The sequence below is a fragment of the Streptomyces sp. YGL11-2 genome (assembly GCF_050054615.1).
Lineage (GTDB): Bacteria > Actinomycetota > Actinomycetes > Streptomycetales > Streptomycetaceae > Streptomyces.
In genome coordinates this window covers 83,009-102,192 of record NZ_JBNHIN010000015.1, presented here as the reverse complement: position 1 = coordinate 102,192, position 19,184 = coordinate 83,009, and the positions used below count along the sequence as shown (strand labels likewise).

Here is a 19,184-nt window from a genome sequence, read left to right as displayed (position 1 = left end):
ATCCCCCGGCGCCGCCCGCCGCCGCTAGCGGCGGGCCGCCCGGTACGCCCGGCGCGCCCGCCGCGCGGGCGGCATGAACCGCAGCCGCTCCGGCAGCAGCGGCACCACGATCCGCACCACCCGCCCGAACTGCCGCAGCCGGCGCTCCTGTTCGTCGGTCCACTCCAGTCCGATGGCCCGCCGCGCGTCCGGCGGCATCAGCCCGATCGTGACGAACCGCCGGAAGCGCGCGAACCGCGGCAGCAGCACCGGCCAGGTCAGCCGCAGCAGCCACCGCACCGCCCGCGGGCCGCGGTCCGGCGCCGGCAGCGGCCGGTCGGTGGCGATCAACTCCCGTACCACGACCGTCTCTTCGAGTTCGGTATCGAGCACCTTGCGGTAGTACGGCCAGAACTCCTCGATGGTCTGCGGCATATCGCGGTCGTGGATGCCGAGGACCCGGCCGACCTGGAGCCACTCCGCGTAGAGCTGCCGCTCCTGCGCCGGGGTGAAGGGGCGCCCGAGATAGCGCTGGGTGTGCTGGAACACCGGGAAGCCGGTGGCATGCACCCAGGCGTAGTGGGCAGGTGTCAGTGCGTGGTACCTGCGGCCGTGGGCGTCGGTGCCCTGGATGGTCCGGTGCAGCTTCCGCAGCCGCCGCCCCTCCTCGGCCGCCCGCTCCCCGCCGTAGACCCACAGCTGGAGCGAGACCAGCGAGCGCTCGCCGCGCCCCCACGGGTCCGTGCGGAACACCGAGTGGTCGTCCACACCGGCCCCCACCGCGGGGTGCGCGACCTGCAGCGTCAGCGCGGCGGGCAGCGTCAGCAGCGTCCGGATGTCCCCGACCAGCGACCAGAGCACGCCTCCAGGCGGCGGGGGACGAGGGACCATTCGTACCGCATTCATATCATTACTCATCATACGGTGGCCCCCAGGGGTCGCCGGGTATGCGGGTCCGTCCCGGGCCGGTGCGTGTTCCGGTACGCCAGGAACATCGCCGGGGCGATCCGCAGCGGCGGCGGCACCAGGGCCGTCAGGCAGCGCACCACGCGGGCGAACCGCCGCAGCCGCCGCTGCTGCCGGTCCGTCCAGCACAGCCCCAGCCGCTCACGCAGCACGGGCGGCAGCACTCCGACGGTGACCTGCAGCGCGTAGTGCGCGGCGAGCGCGGCGAACGGCCGCCACAGGAGCGCCGGGAGCCACCGCACCGGCGGTTTCTGCGGATGGGCCAGCTCGTCGAGGACATCGCGCACCGAGCGGTTCAGCTCCAGCCGCTCGACGACCACGGCGTCGTAGCACGCGCCGAACGACGCCCAGTCCGACGGCAGATGATGGTCTTTCAGCCCGCGAGGACCTGGACCACGTCCTCTTCCGCAACGGGCATGCCCGGCCAGCCCGTTGGCAGAACACGGTGCTCAAGGAGGAGTCGGCACCCTGGACCGTCTCCAGCTGGGACAAGGACTACACCTACACCGATCTCTCGGACCACTATCCGCTGCTCGGCGGCTGACCGGCAGACGCCCGGTCCCGGTGCGCCGGCCGGCGGCAGCCCCCGCGGCGCCACCGGCCGTCGGCGACCGCCGGGCTGGGCATCGGGGGCCGCTGGGCATCGGGGGCCGGCGGCGACCGTCGGTCGTCAGCGGTCGTAGACCGTCACCGCCACCCCGCGCCCGACGAGCCGCGCGGATATCAGCGGCTCCACCCGGGACCACCTGCCGCCCGCCAACCCGCAGCCGATACGCGGCATATGGACCGAGGCGCCGAGCTCCAGCGCCTTGTCCGCCACCCGGCCCAGCCCGGCGGCTATCGCCTCGTACCGCACCGGAACGCCCTTGCTGCCCGTCCGTATCCCCCGCTGCCCCACGAGATTGGCCACCCACAGACGATCCGCGACCGGCACGAACTGGGCGGCGCCCAGGCCGAAGTCGTTCCGTGCGCGCTCGCGGTGCCAGCTGCGGTAGGCCCGCTCGGGCTCCGGCCAGCGCCGGGAGACGGCGAGCACGAAGCCCTTGCCCCAGCCGCCGAGGTCGTTGCAGACATGCACGATCATCTTGACGCCCTTGCCCTGCGGCACCGTGGCGTCCCCTGTGACATAGACGATTCCCATGGCATCCCCCGTTCCCTCAGCCATGTCCCCACGGTACGGGCGACCACTGACAATCGGCCCGGAGCGCCGGATCGGGCCGCCGCTCCGGGCACGCGGACCGTGCGAAAGGGCGGCTGCGGAAGCCCGTCGGGCCTCCGCAGCCGCCCTCGATCACTCGGGCGCGCCTGACGGCGCGGCTACTCGGCGAGTTCGCGTTCCTGGGCGATCCGGTTGACCCGGCCGCGCACCGCGAACCAGCCGCCGACCAGCGCCGCGGCCAGGACCGGGATCAGCATCACGGTCTGCCGGCCGACGCCGTCGTCGAACCACATGAGCACGATGACGCCGAGCAGGAAGGCGATGGTGGCGATGTCGGTGACCGGCGTGCCGGGGAGGCGGAACCGCGGACGCTGCACCAGCCCGGCCTTCGAGCGCCGGACGAACACCATGTGGCAGATCATGATCGTGCACCAGGTGCTGACGATGCCCAGCGCCGCGATGTTGATCACGATCTCGAACGCCTTGCCCGGCAGCCAGTAGTTGAGCCCGACACCGAGCACGCACACCGTGGAGGTGAGCATGATGCCGCCGTACGGCACCTGGTTGCGGTTCATCCGGCCGGCGAACTTGGGCGCGGAGCCCGCCATCGACATGGAGCGCAGGATGCGGCCGGTGGAGTACAGCCCGGAGTTCAGGCTGGACATCGCCGCGGTGAGCACGACGAGGTTCATCACGTCGCCGGCGTGCGGGATGCCGACGTGGGACAGCACGGTGACGAAGGGGCTCTCGTTGGCGCTGAAGGCGTTCCACGGCAGCAGCATCGCCAGCAGGACAACCGAGCCGACGTAGAAGATGCCGACCCGCCACATGATCGAGTTCACGGCCTTGGGCACGACCTTGTGCGGCTCGCTGGTCTCACCGGCGGTCACACCGACCAGCTCGACCGCGGAGTAGGCGAAGACCACGCCCTGGAGCACGATCACCACGGGCAGCAGACCGGTCGGGAAGGTGCCGCCGTTGTCGGTGATCAGATGCAGACCCGGGGTGTGGCCGTCGACCGAGTGCTGGGTGGCCAGCAGGAAGATGCCGATGAACATGAAGACGACCAGCGCCGCGACCTTGATGATCGCGAACCAGAACTCCATCTCACCGAAGATCTTCACCGAGATCAGGTTGATCGAGAGCACCACCGCCAGCGCGATCAGCGCCATCACCCACTGCGGGATGCTGGTGAACAGGCTCCAGTAGTGCGTGTACAGGGCGATCGCGGTGATGTCGGCGATACCGGTGGTCGACCAGTTCACGACGTACATCCAGCCCGCGACGTAGGCGCCCTTCTCACCCAGGAACTCCCGGGCGTAGGAGACGAACGAACCGGACGACGGGCGGTGCAGCACCAGCTCACCGAGGGCCCGGACGACGAAGAAGGCGAAGAGGCCGCACACCGCGTACGCGATGGCCAGCGCCGGTCCGGCGGAGTGCAGCCGGCCGCCGGCCCCCAGGAACAGACCCGTGCCGATCGCCCCGCCGATGGCGATCATGTTGATGTGCCGGCCCTTCAGCCCCTTGCTGTAACCGGCGTCGCCCGCGTCCTGCCGGGTCCCACTCCCCCCGTCTGATGACCTTTGTGCTTCATCGATGACGGTTTCTGCGCTCACTACTGGTTCATCTCGCTTTCAGGGAGATCAGGACCAAAAACCGGCTCCGCGGATCGCGCGAACGGCCGACGGCACACCTTCCCCGGAAACCGCTCCCCCGTCTGTGCGCAAGATCACATGGCGTACATTCGCTCCAGGAGTTGTCCGTATTTGTGGCGAACAACACGGCGTCGCAGCTTCAACGACGGTGTTAGTTCGCCACTTTCGGGCCCCCACTCCTCGCTCAGCAGCGAAAATCGCTTGACCTGCTCCGTGCGGTTCAGCCGGGCGTTGGCGGCCTCGACGGCCCGCTCGACCTCCTCCCGGACGGCCGGGTGCCGGGCCAGCTCCGCCACCGTCCCCGCGATGCCCCGCCGTGCCGCCCAGGCCGCAGCCGGCTCGGCGTCCAGCACCAACAGCGCGACCAGATACGACCGGCCGTCACCGTGCACCAGCGCCTGGCCGATGAGCGGGTGCTCCTTGAGGGTGTTCTCGACCAACGAGGGCGAGACGTTCTTGCCGGTGGAGGTCACGATCATTTCCTTCTTGCGGTCGGTCAGCCACAGGAACCCGTCCGCGTCGACCCGGCCGAGGTCGCCGGTCGCGAACCAGCCGTCCGCGTCGGTGGCCGGCTCCACCGTCCCGTCGGCCCGCAGATAGCCGGCGCACACCGTCCGGCCCCGGACCTCGATCTCCCCGTCCGGTGCCGTCCGCACCTCCAGACCGTCGATCGGCCGGCCGACCGAGCCCAGCCGGAATCCGCCGGGACTGTTGGTCGTGGCGACGCCGACCGTCTCGGTCAGCCCCCACGCGTCCATGATCACGATGCCGAGACCGGCCCAGAAGCGCACCACCTCCGGAGGCATCGGCGCGGCCGCGCTCGCCGTCCACACCAGCCGGTCGAAACCGGCCCGGGCCAGCAGTGGGTCCAGCACCTCGGCCTTCGCCCGGGCGTACCCGGCCGCCAGCTCCGCGGACGGCTGCTCCCCGCGCTGCCGGCAGTCCACGTGGGCGCGGGCACACTCCCCCGCCGCCTCGACCGCCGCCCGCGCCTCCTCCGGGAGCTGCGCCAGCGCGGCCCGTACGGACGCCGCCAGCTTCTCCCAGACCCGCGGGACGCCGAAGAACTGGACCGGCCGCAGCTCGCGCGCGCTCGCCGCGACCGCCGCCGGATCGGCACAGAGGTGGACGTGCGCGGCGCGGAAGACCGGCAGGTAGATGCCCAGCATCCGCTCGGCGATATGCGCGAAGGGCAGGTAGCAGAGGTGCTCGGCGTGGTCGGGGAGGTCCACCGCACCGTCCAGGGCCACCGCGTTCAGCAGCACGTTGCGGTGGCTGACCACCACGCCCTTGGGGTCGCCGGTGGTGCCGGAGGTGTAGACGACGGTCAGGGTGTCGCCCGCGTCGACCTGCCGCCACGCCGCCTCGAACGCGCCGGGGTCGAAGAGCTCGGCACCCCGCGCCGCCAGCTCCGCATACGTCCCGTACGCGCCCGCCGGGGCCGGGCCGCCGGGCCGCGGCCCGTCCGCCGGCGGCTCGACGACCACCAGCCGCTCCAGCCGGGCGCCTGCGTCGTCCAACAGCGGCGCCCAGCGCCCCAGCTCCCGCGGGCCCTCCACCACGGCGAGCCGGGCCCCGCTGTGCCGGACGACATGGGCGATCTGGCCGGGAGCCGCGGTGCCGTAGACCGTGACCGGGACCGCGCCGAGGTGCACCAGGGCGAGGTCGCTGAGCCAGTGCTCGGGGCGGTTGCCCATCATGAGGAGGACGATCTCGCCGCGCCGTACGCCCAGCGCGCGGTACCCGGCGGCCAGCTCGCCGACCCGGCGGCGGACCTCGGCCCAGCCGAGCGTCCGCCGGCCGGTCCCGTCCGGCGCGCGCCAGGACAGGGCCGGCAGTGCGCCGTGGTCCTCGGCGTTGCGCAACAGCAGGGCGGGCAGCGTGAGTTCACCCGGATCGCCGGGCATGCGCAGGATCGTGGTCAAGGCGGCCTCCCGAGGGCATGGACCTGGTCTGCGGACCGAACGGGTTTCCTGACGGCGGCGCCGAGCGGTGAAGAAGGTTTCACAAGAGTGGTGAGACAGCAATACTGTTGAACATGATGGAGTCCGCCCCCGACCTGACGGTCGACGAACTGGCCGCACGCGCCGGCGTCACGGTCCGCACGATCCGCTTCTACAGCACCCGCGGTCTGCTGCCGCCGCCCGACATCGGCCCGCGCCGGGTCGGCCGCTACGGACCGGACCACCTCTCGCGGCTCGCGCTCATCGAGGAACTCCAGCACCAGGGCCTGACCCTGTCCGCGATCGAACGCTATCTGGCGCAGCTGCCGCCCGACCTGAGCGCCCAGGACCTGGCCATTCACCGGGCACTGGTGGCCAGTTGGATCCCGGACACGGCGGAGGACGCGACCAGGGAGCAGCTGGAGCGGCGGGCCGGCCGGGAGCTGACCGAGGAGGACCTGGACCGGCTGGCGGCGATGAGCGTACTCGTGCGGACCGCGGACCCGCAGGTCTACCGGGTCGATCCGGGGCTGCTGCATCTGGGGACGCGGCTGCTCGATGTCCCGATCGCGCTGGAGACGATCCTCGCGGCGCGCACCGTCGTCATCGAGCACACCCGCTCGGCGGCCCGCGAGCTGAGCCGGCTCTTCAAGGACGAGGTATGGGGTCCGTACCGCGACGGCGGGCCGGACGCGGAGGAGATGGCGCGGATGAAGTCGCTCTCCGCCCATATGCAGCCGATGGTCGTGCAGGCACTGGTCACCGCCTTCCAGCGGTCGATGAAGGAAGAGCTGCGGGAGTGGTTCGGCAGGGGCGAGGGCGGCGGCCGCAGCGAGGGCTGACGGGGGCGGGCCGCGGCGGCCCGCCCCCGGCCCGGCTCAGTCGCCGAACCGCTCCCCCCTCTCGGCCTTCTCGACCAGCAGCGCACTGGGCGCGAAGCGCTCGCCGTAGGCCGCCTGCAACTCACGGGCGCGGGCCACGAATCCGGGCAGGCCGACCAGCTCCTCCCGCCCCGCCCCGGCGGCTTTCTCCCGCCCTGGCCCGGCGACCTTCTCCCGCCCTGGCCCAGCAGCTTTTTCCCGCCCTGGCCCACCCTGGTACCCGTTGATGTACTGGAGCACACCGCCGGTCCAGCCCGGGAAGCCGATGCCGAAGAGGGAGCCGATGTTGGCGTCGGCGACGGAGGTGAGCACGCCCTCCTCCAGGCAGCGGACGGTGTCCAGCGCCTCGGAGAACAGCATCCGCTCCTGCATGTCGACGAACGGGATGGCGGCGCCCTCCTGCTGGAAGTGCTCGCGCAGCCCCGGCCACAGGCCAGTCCGCCGGCCGTCCTCGCCGTAGTCGTAGAAGCCCGCGCCGCCGCTGCGCCCGGGGCGCTCGAACTCGTCCACCATGCGGTCGATGACGGCGTCGGCCGGGTGCGGCTGCCAGCTGCCGCCGGCCTCCTCGACGGCCCGCCTGGTCTCGTTGCGGATCTTGCGCGGGAGGGTCAGGGTCAGCTCGTCCATCAACGACAGCACCTTGGCCGGGTAGCCGGCCTGGGCGGCGGCCTGCTCGACGGAGACCGGGTCCAGGCCCTCGCCGATCATCGCCACGCCTTCGTTGATGAAGTGGCCGATGACGCGGGAGGTGAAGAAACCGCGGGAGTCGTTGACGACGATCGGGGTCTTCTTGATCTGGCGCACCAGGTCGAAGGCGCGGGCCAGCGCCTCGTCACCGGTCCGCCCGCCCTTGATGATCTCCACCAGCGGCATCTTGTCGACCGGCGAGAAGAAGTGCAGACCGATGAAGTCGGCGTCCCGCTCGACGCCTTCGGCGAGCAGGGTGATCGGCAGGGTGGAGGTGTTGGAGCACAGCAGCGCGTCGGGCGCGACGATGTGCTGGATCTCCTTGAACACCTTGTGCTTGAGGGCCACGTCCTCGAAGACCGCCTCGATGACGGCGTCGCAGCCCGCGAGGTCGGCCGGCTCGGCGGTGGGCGTGATCCGCGCCAGCAGCTCGTCGCGCTGCGCCTCTGTCGTCCGCCCCTTGGCCAGCGCCTTGGCGAGCAGCCCCTCGGAGTACGCCTTGCCCTTCTGCGCCGCCTCCGGGGTGACGTCCTTGAGGACGACCTGGATACCGGCCTTCGCGCAGGCGTAGGCGATCCCCGCGCCCATCATGCCGGCGCCCAGCACCGCGACCTTCTCGACCGTGCGCGGCGCGATGCCCTTGGGGCGGCTGGCACCGGAGTTGACGGCCTGGAGGTCGAAGAAGAACGCCTGGATCATGTTCTTGGAGACCTGGCCGGTCACCAGCTCGACGAAGTAGCGCGCCTCGATGGTCTGGGCGGTCTCGAAGTCGACCTGGGAACCCTCGACGGCGGCGGCGAGGATGTTGCGCGGCGCCGGGTACGGCGCGCCGTTGAGCTGCTTCTTGAGGTTGGCGGGGAACGCCGGGAGGTTGGCGGCGAACTTCGGGTGCGCCGGTGTGCCGCCGGGAATCTTGTACCCCTTGACGTCCCAGGGCTGCTGGGACTCGGGGTGGGCGTCGATGAACTCCCGGGCCTTGGCGAGCAGTTCCTCGGAGGTCTGGGCGACCTCGTGGATCAGCCCGTTGTCCTTGGCGCGGGTGGCGTTGTACTGCGTGCCCTGGAGCAGCACCTTCAGCAGCGCGTCGGTGATGCCCAGCAGCCGGACCGTACGGGTCACCCCGCCGCCGGCGGGCAGCAGGCCGAGGGTGACCTCGGGCAGGCCGATCTTGGTGCCGGGGGTGTCCAGGGCGACGCGGTGGTGGCAGGCCAGGGCGATCTCGTAACCGCCGCCGAGCGCCGCGCCGTTGATGGCGGCGACGACGGGCTTGCCGAGCGTCTCGATGCGGCGCAGGTCGCGCTTGATGCCGTTGCCGGCCTCGAACGCCTGCTGGGCCTGCTCGGGGGTGACGGCGATCAGGTCGCGCAGGTCGCCGCCGGCGAAGAAAGTCTTCTTGGCGGAGGTGAAGATGATGCCGCGGATGCTGTCCTTCTCGGCCTCCAGGCGGTCGGCGACCGCGGTGAGGGAGGTCTTGAAGGCGTTGTTCATGGTGTTGGCGGACTGGTCCGGATCGTCCAGGACCAGGGTGACGACGCCGGTCTCGTCCTGCTCCCAGCGGATGGTCGACACGGCAGCGGATTCACTCATGGTTCGTACTCCGTAGTGGGTGGGACGAGGGGTCAGAGGCGCTCGATGACGGTGGCGATGCCCATGCCTCCGCCGACACAGAGGGTGGCCAGGCCGTAGCGCTTGTCCTGCCGCTCCAGTTCGTCGATGAGGGTGCCGAGGATCATCGCGCCGGTGGCGCCGAGGGGGTGGCCCATGGCGATGGCGCCGCCGTTGACGTTGACCTTGTCGAGGCTCAGGCCCATGTCCTTGACGAAGCGCAGGACGACGGCGGCGAACGCCTCGTTGATCTCGACGAGGTCGATGTCGTCGATGGTGAGTCCGGCCTTGGCGAGGGCCTTGCGGCTGGCCGGCGCCGGGCCGGTGAGCATGATCGTCGGCTCGGAGCCGGAGACCGCGGCGGAGATGATGCGGGCCCGCGGGGTGAGGCCGTAGCGCTCGCCGACCTCCTTGGAGCCGATGGCGACCAGTGCCGCGCCGTCCACGATGCCGGAGGAGTTACCGGCGTGGTGGACGTGGTCGATCTTCTCGACCCAGTGGTACGTCTGCAGGGCCACCGCGTCGAAGCCGCCGGCGTCCCCGATGGCGGCGAAGGACGGCTTGAGGGCCGCCAGGGAGTCGGCGGTGGTACCGGGGCGCATGTGCTCGTCGTGGTCGAGGACGAGCAGGCCGTTGCGGTCGCGCACGGGGACGACGGAGCGCTCGAAGCGGCCGTCCTTCCAGGCGGCGGCGGCTCGTTCCTGGGACAGCGCGGCGAACTCGTCGACATCGCGGCGGGAGTAGCCCTCGATGGTGGCGATGAGGTCGGCGCCGATGCCCTGGGGCACGAATCCGGTGTCGAAGTTGGTCATCGGGTCGGCGAACCAGGCACCGCCGTCGGAGGCCATCGGGACCCGCGACATCGATTCGACGCCGCCCGCCAGCACCAGGTCCTCCCAGCCCGAACGGACCTTGGCGGCGGCCATGTTGACGGCTTCGAGGCCGGAGGCACAGAAGCGGTTCTCCTGGACGCCGGCGACGGTGTCGGGCAGTCCGGCGGCGATCGCGGCGATCCGGGCGATGTCGGATCCCTGGTCGCCGACCGGTCCGACGACGCCGAGGACGATGTCGTCGATCGCGGCCGGATCCAGCTCGGGGAAGCGCCGGCGCACTTCGTGGATCAGGCCGACGACCAGGTCGATCGGCTTGGTGCCGTGCAGTGCGCCGTTGGCCTTGCCACGGCCGCGGGGGGTGCGGATCGCGTCGTACACATACGCTTCGGTGCTCACAGGAAAGCCTTTCTTTCCGGCCGGGGGTCCGAGGGCCCGCGGCGTCAGCCGCTGACGACCCGGGCCTGGGGAGACGCAGTCGGGGAGGGTTAGCCGAGCAGGGAGCGGCCGATGATCTCCTTCATGATCTCGGTCGTCCCGCCGTAGATGGTCTGTATGCGGCCGTCGGTGAACGCCTTGGCCACGCGGTACTCGGTCATATAGCCGTAGCCGCCGTGGAGTTGGAGGCAGCGGTCGGCGACCCGCTTCTGGAGTTCGGTGGCCCACCACTTGGCCATGGAGGCGTGCACCGCGTCGAGTGTGCCGTCCGCGTGGTCGGCGATGCAGCGGTCGAGGAAGGTGCGGGTGACGGCGCACTCGGTGGCCATCTCGGCGATCTCGAAGCGGATGTGCTGGAGCTTGGCCAGCGGCCGTCCAAACGCCTCGCGCTCCTTGACGTACCGGGTGGTGATCTCCAGCAGATGCTCGGCGCCGGCGATCCCGGCGATCGCTATGCCCATGCGCTCCTGCGCGAGGTTGGTCATCAGGTGGACGAACGCGCCGTTCAGTTCACCCAGCAGGTTCTCCTTGGGCACCCGCACGTCGTGGAAGAACAGCTCGGCGGTGTCCTGGGACTTCTGGCCGATCTTGTCGAGGTTGCGACCGCGCTCGAAGCCCTCCATGCCGCGCTCGACGACCAGCAGGCTCAGACCGTGCGCGCCGCCCTCGGGGGTGGTCCTGGCGACGACGATGACGAGGTCGGCGAGGATTCCGTTGGAGATGAAGGTCTTGGAGCCGTTGAGGATCCAGTGGTCGCCGCGGTCCTCGGCACAGGTGCGGATGCCCTGGAGGTCGGAGCCGGCGCCGGGCTCGGTCATCGCGATGGCGGTGATCGTCTCACCGCTGCAGAAGCCGGGTAGCCAGCGGCGTTTCTGCTCGTCGGTGGCGAGGGAGGTCAGGTAGGGGCCGATGATGTCGTTGTGGAGTCCGATGGCGAGCCCGGCGGCCCCGGCCCGGGTGAACTCCTCGGCCAGCACCGCGCTGTAGCGGAAGTCGCTCTCCCCGCCGCCGCCGTACTCCGCGGGCACGGCCAGTCCGAGGAGCCCCTGCCTGCCGGCCGCCCGCCAGGCGTCCCGGCTGACGATGCCGTCCTTCTCCCACTGCTCGTAGTACGGCGTCACCTCCTTGGCGAGGAAGGTGCGTACGGTCTCGCGGAAGGCGTCGTGGTCGTCGGTGAAGAGCTGGCGCTTCACGCTGTTGTCCCTTCGAGGAGTGGTGCGGGGCGGGCGGCGGGTCGGCTCGGCATGGGGTCCGGAGGCCGACGTCCGGGCGGACGCGGCATCGGCGCGGTCCCTTCAGAGCCGGTTCCTGACGGTCTCGATCAGCTTCGCGGGGTCGGAGCCTATGAGGTGGACGGTCAGGATCGCCGGGCCGATCCCGGCCTGCTCCGTGCGGTCCGCCGGGAAGCCCGTGGCGCTGGGCGCGTCGAAGCCGTACGCCCCGGCGGCGCGGACGGCGCCCGGTCCGGCCCGGTCCGGGGCGGCGACCCCTTCGGCGGCCTGGCGCGGAGCGGCGGCGTACTGCGGCGCGGTGGCGGGTTCCATCAGCCGACCGGGTCCTTCCGCTCGGTGCGGCACGGGTCTTCGGGCGGGACCGAGAGGCTGGGGATCCGCCAGTCGCGGGCGACCTCTTCGGTGTCCGCGCCCGGCTGGGCGGGGGGTCTGCGCAGCGTTCCGGGGGTGTCCGAGAAGCGGGGCGCGGGGGCGGGCTGGGTGATGCCGGCGTGGTCGACGAAGGTGCCGCGGGCGGCGAGATGCGGGTGCCCGGGGGCCTCGCGCAGCGACAGCACAGGCGCCACGCAGGCATCGGACTCCTGGAAGACCGCGGTCCACTCCTCCCGCGTACGGGTCAGGAACCGGGCGGCGATGGCGGTCCGCAGCTCGTCCCAGGCGGCGAGGTCGTCGCGGGCGGGGACCTCGTCCTCGATGCCGAGCAGGCGGATGAATTCGGCGTAGAAGCGCTGCTCCAGCGCGCCGACGGCCATATAGCCGCCGTCCGCGGTCGCGTACGTGCCGTAGAACGGCGTCCCGCCGTCGAGCAGATTGACGCCGCGCCGGTCCTGCCAGCCGCCGGCCGCCAGCATGCCGTGGATCATGGCTGTCAGATGGGCCGTGCCGTCGACGATGGCGGCGTCGACGACCTGGCCGCTGCCGCCCTCGGCGCGGGCGTGCTGGAGCGCCGCGAGCACGCCGATGACCAGATAGAGCGAGCCCCCTGCGTAGTCGCCCACGAGGTTGGCGGGGACGGCGGGCGGGCCGTCGGCCGGGCCGATCATGCCGAGGGCGCCGGTGATGGCGATATAGCCGATGTCGTGCCCTGCGGTGCCGGCCAGCGGGCCCTCCTGTCCCCAGCCGGTCATCCGGCCGTAGACCAGCCGCGGGTTGCGCGCCAGGCACTGCTCGGGCCCGACGCCGAGCCGCTCGGCCACACCGGGGCGGTACCCCTCGACGAGGACGTCGGCCCGCTCGGCCAGGTCGAGCACCTGCGCCACCCCGGCGGGCTGCTTCAGATCCACCAGCACCGAGCGTTTGTTGCGGTTGGTGATGTCGTGGGCCGGATCGATGCGCAGCCCGGCGCCTCCGGGCCGGTCGACCCGGACGACGTCGGCGCCCAGGTCGGCCAGCAGCATGGCCGCGAAGGGGCCGGGGCCGATGCCGGCGAGCTCCACCACCCGCACCCCGCTCAGCGGGCCGTTCCCTGACTGCGTCATCGCGCCCCACGCCTCCCGCACTGTGACACTTCTGATGTAACACTCGTGATGTTAAGAACGTGTTCCACTTTCCACAAGCCCCCCGAGCCAAGTGGCCACCACGGGAAAAGCCCACGCCGACGATGCTCAACTGCCATCGCCGTCGCGGGCCTTCGCGCGCCTGCCTCCGCCGCGCCGCTATCCCCCGCCGCACTCGGCGATGAACTCCCCCGGGGCTATGGAGCGGCGGGGCTGCGCCGCCGGTCCCGCCGTCTTCGCCATGCCTGCCTCCACGTCCGTTCCCCCGTCCGGCACCGGCCGCGGCGCCTCCCGGCGGGCCGCGCGTACGCCCGCGCCGCCCATCGCGTTCCACGCTAACCGCGACCACTGACAACGGCCCGCGCAGCGCCGAACGCCGGGCCGGCGGAGGGACAATGCGGCCATGTCACACCTCGCCACCACACTGTTCGACGTCCACGACGGCCAGGGGCCGCGGCAGTTCGCCGAGCTCGCGATAGCCCTGTTGCTGTCCTCGCTGATCGGGCTGGAGCGCGAGGCCCGGCAGAAGAGTGCCGGGCTGCGCACCCACACCCTCGTCGGCGTGGGCAGCGCGCTGTTCATGGAGGTGTCGATCCACGGCTTCGGATCGGTACTGGGCATGGACGGCGTCACCCTCGACCCGTCCCGAATAGCCGCACAGGTCGTCTCCGGTATCGGCTTCATCGGCGGCGGACTGATCTTCGTCAGGAAGGACGCGGTCCGCGGGCTGACGACCGCCGCGACCATCTGGCTGACCTGCGCCATCGGCATGGCGTGCGGCGGCGGGCTGCCGCTGCTGGCTGTCGGCGCGACCGCGGTGCACTTCCTCATCGTGCGCGGCTTCTCGAAGATCTCGGAACGGATCGGGTCGGGGCGGTCCTTCGACCGGGTCGAGCTGCGCCTGTCCTACCGGTCGCAGAACGGACTGCTGGGGCGGATGTTGGAGCTGTGCACCGGCAGCGGCTTCCGGGTCACCGACGTCCAGGTGGAGAACGGCACGGGCGATGCCTGGGTCCCGGCGGAGGTGCTGCTCCGCTTGGAGGGAAACGGTTCCGCGCACCCCCTGGTCGAGGCGCTGACCGAGCTGGAGGGGGTGCGCGGGGTGGCGCTGGGGCGGCAGGCCGACAGCACCGAATGAGGACGGGCCGCTCCTCATGGGGCGCGGGCATCCGTCTGGTCCCGCTCATGCCGCGCCGGGCGACGCCTCCCCCGGACCGGCCCCCGCTCCCGCGCCCCGGTCCCCGGGATCGGGCGCAAGGTGGTCTCCGGTCAGCTGACGGTCCACCAGCCGACCCAGCCTCCGCGGAACATCGCCGCCCACCAGGACGACGACCACCAGCGTCAGCCCGAAGGTGAGCACCGCCAGAGCCCGTCCCAAGGGCATGCCCTCGGCCAGCCGCGCCCCGAGCACCGGCGCCACCGCACCGCCCAGGGCGCCCGCGTTGTAGACGTATCCCAGTGACGCGGCGCGGGTCGCGGTCGGGAAGTGGCCCGCGATGTACTTCGGCAGGATGCCGGAGATGCCCTGGCTGAGCGCGAGCAGCCCGAAGAGCAGGACCCCGAGCCCCACGGGGTTCCCGCGGACCGCGAACACCGGGAAGACCAGCGCCAACGAGGCCAGCAGGGTGTACGCGTACGCCCGCCGGGTGCCGAGCAGGTCGCCGGTGAATCCCGCCAGCCAGCAGCCGGCCATCGTGCCGAGGCCCGCGGCGGACATCACGTCGGCGACCTGCCCCGGCGCATAGCCCAACTCGGTCTTCAGGTACGTGGGCAGCAGCGCCTGGAGGGGCCAGCTGTACAGGAACGCGCAGAACACCGTCACCGTCAGGGACACGTACAGCAGCGCTCCCCGGCGCCCGCCGAGCTGCCCGGCGAACGCGAGCAGGCACAGCGCCGCGGCGGCGGCCGGCCAGAGCCCAAGTCCCGCGCCGGCGGGCGTGAAGACGCAGCACAGCGCGGCGCACGCGATCACCGCCAGCACCGTGTTGACCCAGCCGCGGACGCGTCCGGTGAACAACGGGCGGAACGGATTCGGGCGTTCCGGATGCCGCTCCGGTCCCCCGGCCGGCGCGCCGCCGATCTCCGCCTGCCAGTCGCCGGCTTCCGGCAGCGACCTGCGTACCCATAGGGCGACCAGGACGGGCAGGACCCCGATCCAGAACAGTGGGCGCCAGCCCCAGGAGGGAACCACCCAGCCGTAGAGCCCGGCCGCGAGGGCCGTTCCGCCCGCGTAACCGGAGATCAGGAATCCCGAGGCCCGGTTGCGCAGCCGGACCGGCCAGGTCTCCAGCACGTACGTCGCGCTCGCGCTGTACTCCCCCGCCATGCCCAGGCCGATCACCAGCCGCGCGGCGAACAGGCTGGTGTAGTTCCAGGCGAATCCGCAGGCGAAGGTGCCCAGCGAGTACAGCAGGATGCCGGCGACCATGGCGACCCTGCGGCCGTGGCGGTCGCCCAGCGCGCCCAGGACCGCACCGCCCAGCCAGCGGGTGACGAACGCGCCGGAGACGAGCGAGGCGGCGGTCGCGGTGTCCAGGTGGAACTCACCCGCGACCTCGGTCAGCACCAGCGTGATCAGCACGAAGTCGAAACCGTCGAGGAGATAGCCGATCCAGGCGGCGAACATCGCCTTCCACCGGCGCGGGGTGACCTCCTCGTACCAGCGCCGCCTCCCCGCCCGACGGGGGCCGTCCGCGGGATACGCCATCACAGGAGCCCGCCTTCCTCCAGCAGCCGCCCGACGCCTTCTTCCGTCCGCAACCGGCAACCCGGACATCGGATGTCCCATGTCATCGACGAATCTGATCCCGCTCCCCCGGCGCGTCAAGCCCCGGCACCTGAACGGAGCGGGCCGCCAACCCGGCCGGGACCGCTGGTCGTTGACGGGGCGCCCGTGGCTCCCTAGGGTCCGGACGTCACCCCGAGAGGACGGACCATGCGACCGCAGGACACCTCCGGACGGGCCCATGACCTCGTCCTGTACGGAGCAACCGGGTTCGCGGGCGCGCTCACCGCCGCATATCTGGCCGGGCACGCCCCCGCGGACTGCCGCTGGGGTCTCGCCGGACGCAGCACCGCCAAACTGGAGCGGCTGCGCGACCGGTTGGCCGCGATCAACCCGGATTGCGCCGGCCTCCCGCTCCTGACGGCCGACAGCGCCGACCCCGGTTCGCTGCACGCCCTCGCCTCCGCCACCAGGGTCCTGGCCACCACGGTCGGTCCCTACCTGCTCCGCGGCGAGCCCCTGGTCGCGGCCTGCGCCGCGGCCGGCACGGACTATCTCGACCTCACGGGCGAGCCGGAGTTCATCGACCGCGTCTACCTCCGCCACGATGCGACGGCCCGCGCCTCCGGGGCGCGCCTCGTCCACGCCTGCGGCTTCGACTCCGTGCCGCACGACATGGGGGTGCACTACACGGTGGGGCTGCTCCCCGAGGGCGTTCCGCTGCGCATCGACGGCTTCGTGCGGACCAACGGGGCCTTCTCCGGCGGAACCCTCGCCTCCGCACTGACCGCCGTCTCGCGCCCGGCCGCCATGGCGCGGGTCGCCCGGGAGCGCCGTCGGGTGGAACCGCGGCCCGCCGGCCGCACCGTGCGCGCACCGTTCGGGCCGCCCCTCCGGAGCGCCGAAACCGGCACCTGGGGAATCCCGCTGCCGACCGTCGACCCGCAGATCGTCGCCCGCTCGGCCGCCGCCCTCGACCGCTACGGGCCCGACTTCCGCTACCGCCACTACGCGGCCGTGCGCCGGCTGCCGACCGCCGCGGGAGCGGCCCTGGGCGCCGGTGCGGTGTGCGCGCTGGCCCAGGTGCCGCCCGCCCGCCGCTGGCTGTCGGGACGTCTGGAACCGGGCGAGGGGCCCGGTGAGGAGCGGCGCGCACGCAGCTGGTTCCGGGTCCGCTTCGTCGCCTCGGGAGGCGGCGAGCAACTGGTCACCGAGGTCGCGGGCGGCGACCCCGGCTACGACGAGACGGCGAAGATGCTCGCCGAGTCGGCACTGAGCCTGGCCTTCGACGACCTGCCGGAGACATCGGGCCAGGTGACGACCGCGGTCGCCATGGGAGACGCGCTGACCCGCCGTCTCCAGGACGCCGGGATCGGTTTCCGGGTGGTCCGGCGGTAGCGGGCGGCCGGGCCGTCAGGCGCCCGCGAGGGCCCGCCGGCACAGGGAGTCGGCGGCCCGGGTCGTCTCCGGAAGCCGGTAGGAGGCCGCCAGACGGAGCGTGTGCGCGCACGCCCGGTCGAGGTCGACGCGATGCCCTACGGAGACGAACACCGGCTTGACGCCCCGTTGGGTGCGCAGCGCACGTCCTACCTCCTCGGGCTCCCCCGTGGACGTCCCGTCGTCCAGGAGGGGCGAAGTGTCGCCGCGCTCCGGCCCCGGCGGCGCGTACCGGAAGGTGAACGGGTTCTTGGCCACGCCGATGGTGGGCAGTCCGGTCAGCACTCCGAGGTGGCTGGCGAGACCGAAGCGCCGCGGGTGCGCCAGCCCGTAGCCGTCGCAGACCACCAGGCCGGGTGCGCGGGCGAGGCGGGCGAGCGCGTCCAGCACAGTGGGGATCTCTCGGAAGGCGAGCAGCCCCGGGATGTAGGGGAAGGAGACCGCGCCGACGGCGGTGGCCTCGTCGACGACGGCGAGCGTCCGTGCGTCGAGGGCGACGGCCGCCGCGGCGACCACGTCGCGCGCGTCGTCGTAGGCGACGTCCACACCGACCACGGTGCCCTCGAAACCCGGTTCCGGGCCGGGCTCGTCGAGCCGTACACGGGCCCGCAACCGGTCCTGGACCGCGCGGGCCCCGGCTTCGTCCGTCGGCCAGTGCCGCAGCTCGTCGTCGCGGGAGATGATTCCGGAAGTGTCCATGGTGACCGCAACGCTACCGAATCCCCCAACGGGAGCGCAGGGCCGCTCAGCGCCCCGGCCCATCCCCTCCGGCCTGCGCGTTTCCCCGCCCGGCAGGGCACGTCCGTGTCGCACGCCCCCGCCTCGTATATTGCAGCCATGTTCGTACTGGAACTGACCTACACCGCGCCCCTCGAACGCGTCGACGCCGCCCTCCAGGACCACGTGGAGTGGCTGGACAAGGAGTACGCCGCCGGGCACTTCATCGCCTCCGGCCGCAAGAACCCGCGCAACGGCGGCGTGATCCTCGCCGCCGGGATCGACCGTGCGGCCGTCGAGAAGATCACCGCCGCGGACCCATTCGTCGTCGCCGGGGTCTGCGAGTACCGGATCACCGAGTTCGTCGCGACGAAGACCGCTCCGGCCCTGGAGGGGTACCGGGAGCAGCCGCCGTCCTGAGATACCGCCCCGCGCAGCACGGCCCGGACCCCGGATCTCCCCGGTGGTCCGGGCCACCTGCTGTCCGGGGGCGGTTACGCCGTCCGTCCGCCGTCGCGGGCGGTCAGCAGCGCGCCGATCTCGTCGTGCAGTCCGGCGCGGCATACCGTGCCCCACCGGGCCGCCGCCTCCGCGGCGAGCTCCCGGCTCCACTGCCAGCTCCGCCGCGCGGCGATCCGCAGGTCCGGCCGGCGGGCGGGCGCGGTGGTCGCCGTGTACCGCTCGACGTCATGTGCCGGAAGATCCGCTTCCAGCGCCCGGCTGGGTGTCGGCCAGTGCACGGTCGATCCGCGCAGCAGCCGGCAGAGCTGGAGCTGCTGCAGGGCGATGACGGTGTGCAGCAGTGCGTGGGCACGGGCCGTCTCGCCGCGGGCCAGCACCTGGGCGAGCATCAGCGTCCAGTTCGTGAGTTCGTCGGTGAGCTGCTGGGCGGTGGTCAGCGGGTCGGGCGGGCAGTGCTCGGCGAGCGTGCGGGCCGCCGCGGTCAGCCGCCCGCTGCGGTCGAGCAACACGGCCGCGTCGGGGTCGGGCAGATGCACCGTGCCCTGCCAGGTGGCGACCCGGGCGACCCCGGGTCCGGCGGCCTCGACAGGGAATTCACCGCGCATCAGGTCGTCGAAGACCACGGCGAGAACGCCGTACATGTTGGTGTACGCCAGCTTCAACGACGCCAACCGGCCGACGAATTCCGGCCCGTCGAAGCCCGCTTCCTCCTCGTCGCGGACGAAGAGGTACGCCTCGATGTCCGAGTGGTCGTCGGCCTCCCCCAGCGTCCACGACCCGTACAGCAGCACGCCGTCCAGCCGCCGGTCGGCCCGCGCGGCCTCCCGCAGGCGCTCGATACGGCTGTCGAGACGGCGGCTGCCGCCGCCCCGTTGGAGGCTGGACGCGGCACCGGACGGGCGGCCGGGGACGGCTGGTTGGCGATGCGCGGCGGACACGGGGAACGGCATGGGCGATGACTCCTGAGCA

Annotated in this window: 17 protein-coding genes and 1 pseudogene; 5 read left to right on the top strand and 13 right to left on the bottom strand. The window is 72.1% G+C overall.

What is annotated here, in order from left to right; all coding sequences use genetic code 11:
• Positions 1 to 24 precede the first annotated feature (24 nt).
• Together ACO1BR_RS19030 and ACO1BR_RS19025 are read right to left on the bottom strand one after the other, a co-directional pair.
• Entirely contained in the window at positions 25 to 897 is an 873-nt protein-coding gene (locus ACO1BR_RS19030) for an oxygenase MpaB family protein (RefSeq protein WP_426796327.1), read from the bottom strand.
• On the bottom strand, positions 897 to 1,265 hold the full coding sequence (locus tag ACO1BR_RS19025) for an oxygenase MpaB family protein (RefSeq protein WP_426796260.1): 369 nt from the start codon (positions 1,263 to 1,265) through the stop codon (positions 897 to 899). The genes ACO1BR_RS19030 and ACO1BR_RS19025 overlap by 1 nt, the downstream gene beginning before the upstream one ends.
• A gap of 59 nt (positions 1,266 to 1,324) precedes the next feature.
• On the opposite strand from ACO1BR_RS19025, the pseudogene ACO1BR_RS19020 reads away from it, so the two are divergent.
• Positions 1,325 to 1,489, top strand: a pseudogene (locus ACO1BR_RS19020) (sphingomyelin phosphodiesterase); the annotation flags it as partial.
• A 126-nt stretch (positions 1,490 to 1,615) separates the two neighbouring features.
• On the opposite strand, the gene ACO1BR_RS19015 reads toward ACO1BR_RS19020, so the two are convergent.
• The 3 genes from ACO1BR_RS19015 to ACO1BR_RS19005 all read right to left on the bottom strand — a co-directional run bounded on the left by ACO1BR_RS19015 (position 1,616) and on the right by ACO1BR_RS19005 (position 5,687).
• Positions 1,616 to 2,110 carry a macro domain-containing protein gene (locus ACO1BR_RS19015; protein ID WP_426796259.1) on the bottom strand — a complete coding sequence of 165 codons (495 nt, stop codon included), beginning with the start codon at positions 2,108 to 2,110 and terminating at the stop codon, positions 1,616 to 1,618.
• A gap of 152 nt (positions 2,111 to 2,262) precedes the next feature.
• Entirely contained in the window at positions 2,263 to 3,705 is a 1,443-nt protein-coding gene (locus tag ACO1BR_RS19010; RefSeq protein ID WP_426796326.1) for an amino acid permease, read from the bottom strand.
• A 131-nt stretch (positions 3,706 to 3,836) separates the two neighbouring features.
• Complete coding sequence (locus tag ACO1BR_RS19005; RefSeq protein ID WP_426796258.1) at positions 3,837 to 5,687, bottom strand: AMP-dependent synthetase/ligase; 1,851 nt, start codon at positions 5,685 to 5,687, stop codon at positions 3,837 to 3,839.
• A 113-nt stretch (positions 5,688 to 5,800) separates the two neighbouring features.
• On the opposite strand from ACO1BR_RS19005, the gene ACO1BR_RS19000 reads away from it, so the two are divergent.
• Positions 5,801 to 6,547 carry a MerR family transcriptional regulator gene (locus tag ACO1BR_RS19000; RefSeq protein WP_426796257.1) on the top strand — a complete coding sequence of 249 codons (747 nt, stop codon included), beginning with the start codon at positions 5,801 to 5,803 and terminating at the stop codon, positions 6,545 to 6,547.
• Positions 6,548 to 6,583: 36 nt separating this feature from the next.
• Here the strand turns inward: ACO1BR_RS19000 and ACO1BR_RS18995 are convergent, their stop codons facing one another.
• The 5 genes from ACO1BR_RS18995 to ACO1BR_RS18975 form a co-directional block, all read right to left on the bottom strand.
• Positions 6,584 to 8,860 carry a 3-hydroxyacyl-CoA dehydrogenase NAD-binding domain-containing protein gene (locus tag ACO1BR_RS18995; protein WP_426796256.1) on the bottom strand — a complete coding sequence of 759 codons (2,277 nt, stop codon included), beginning with the start codon at positions 8,858 to 8,860 and terminating at the stop codon, positions 6,584 to 6,586.
• Between the two features lie 32 nt (positions 8,861 to 8,892).
• Positions 8,893 to 10,107, bottom strand: coding sequence for an acetyl-CoA C-acetyltransferase (locus ACO1BR_RS18990; protein ID WP_426796255.1), 1,215 nt, complete (start codon positions 10,105 to 10,107; stop codon positions 8,893 to 8,895).
• Positions 10,108 to 10,196: 89 nt separating this feature from the next.
• On the bottom strand, positions 10,197 to 11,339 hold the full coding sequence (locus ACO1BR_RS18985) for an acyl-CoA dehydrogenase family protein (RefSeq protein ID WP_426796254.1): 1,143 nt from the start codon (positions 11,337 to 11,339) through the stop codon (positions 10,197 to 10,199).
• Positions 11,340 to 11,441: 102 nt separating this feature from the next.
• Positions 11,442 to 11,690, bottom strand: coding sequence for a hypothetical protein (locus ACO1BR_RS18980; RefSeq protein ID WP_426796253.1), 249 nt, complete (start codon positions 11,688 to 11,690; stop codon positions 11,442 to 11,444).
• On the bottom strand, positions 11,690 to 12,856 hold the full coding sequence (locus ACO1BR_RS18975; RefSeq protein ID WP_426796252.1) for a CaiB/BaiF CoA transferase family protein: 1,167 nt from the start codon (positions 12,854 to 12,856) through the stop codon (positions 11,690 to 11,692). Before ACO1BR_RS18975 ends, ACO1BR_RS18980 begins: the two co-directional genes overlap by 1 nt.
• 421 nt (positions 12,857 to 13,277) lie before the next feature.
• Between ACO1BR_RS18975 and ACO1BR_RS18970 the strand changes: the two genes are divergently transcribed.
• Complete coding sequence (locus tag ACO1BR_RS18970) at positions 13,278 to 14,012, top strand: MgtC/SapB family protein (RefSeq protein ID WP_426796251.1); 735 nt, start codon at positions 13,278 to 13,280, stop codon at positions 14,010 to 14,012.
• Between the two features lie 45 nt (positions 14,013 to 14,057).
• Here ACO1BR_RS18970 and ACO1BR_RS18965 read toward each other — a convergent pair whose 3' ends face one another.
• A complete protein-coding gene (locus tag ACO1BR_RS18965; protein ID WP_426796250.1) occupies positions 14,058 to 15,581 on the bottom strand; it encodes a sialate:H+ symport family MFS transporter in 1,524 nt (507 codons plus the stop codon).
• A gap of 228 nt (positions 15,582 to 15,809) precedes the next feature.
• On the opposite strand from ACO1BR_RS18965, the gene ACO1BR_RS18960 reads away from it, so the two are divergent.
• On the top strand, positions 15,810 to 16,997 hold the full coding sequence (locus ACO1BR_RS18960) for a saccharopine dehydrogenase family protein (RefSeq protein ID WP_426796249.1): 1,188 nt from the start codon (positions 15,810 to 15,812) through the stop codon (positions 16,995 to 16,997).
• A 15-nt stretch (positions 16,998 to 17,012) separates the two neighbouring features.
• Here the strand turns inward: ACO1BR_RS18960 and ACO1BR_RS18955 are convergent, their stop codons facing one another.
• The gene (locus ACO1BR_RS18955) at positions 17,013 to 17,735 is read right to left on the bottom strand and encodes an endonuclease V (RefSeq protein ID WP_426796248.1); all 723 of its coding nucleotides are present in this window, start codon (positions 17,733 to 17,735) and stop codon (positions 17,013 to 17,015) included.
• A gap of 138 nt (positions 17,736 to 17,873) precedes the next feature.
• Between ACO1BR_RS18955 and ACO1BR_RS18950 the strand changes: the two genes are divergently transcribed.
• A complete protein-coding gene (locus ACO1BR_RS18950) occupies positions 17,874 to 18,173 on the top strand; it encodes a YciI family protein (protein ID WP_426796247.1) in 300 nt (99 codons plus the stop codon).
• Between the two features lie 74 nt (positions 18,174 to 18,247).
• On the opposite strand, the gene ACO1BR_RS18945 is transcribed toward ACO1BR_RS18950, so the two are convergent.
• The gene (locus ACO1BR_RS18945; RefSeq protein ID WP_426796246.1) at positions 18,248 to 19,165 is read right to left on the bottom strand and encodes a nucleotidyltransferase domain-containing protein; all 918 of its coding nucleotides are present in this window, start codon (positions 19,163 to 19,165) and stop codon (positions 18,248 to 18,250) included.
• Between the last annotated feature and the right edge of the window lie 19 nt (positions 19,166 to 19,184).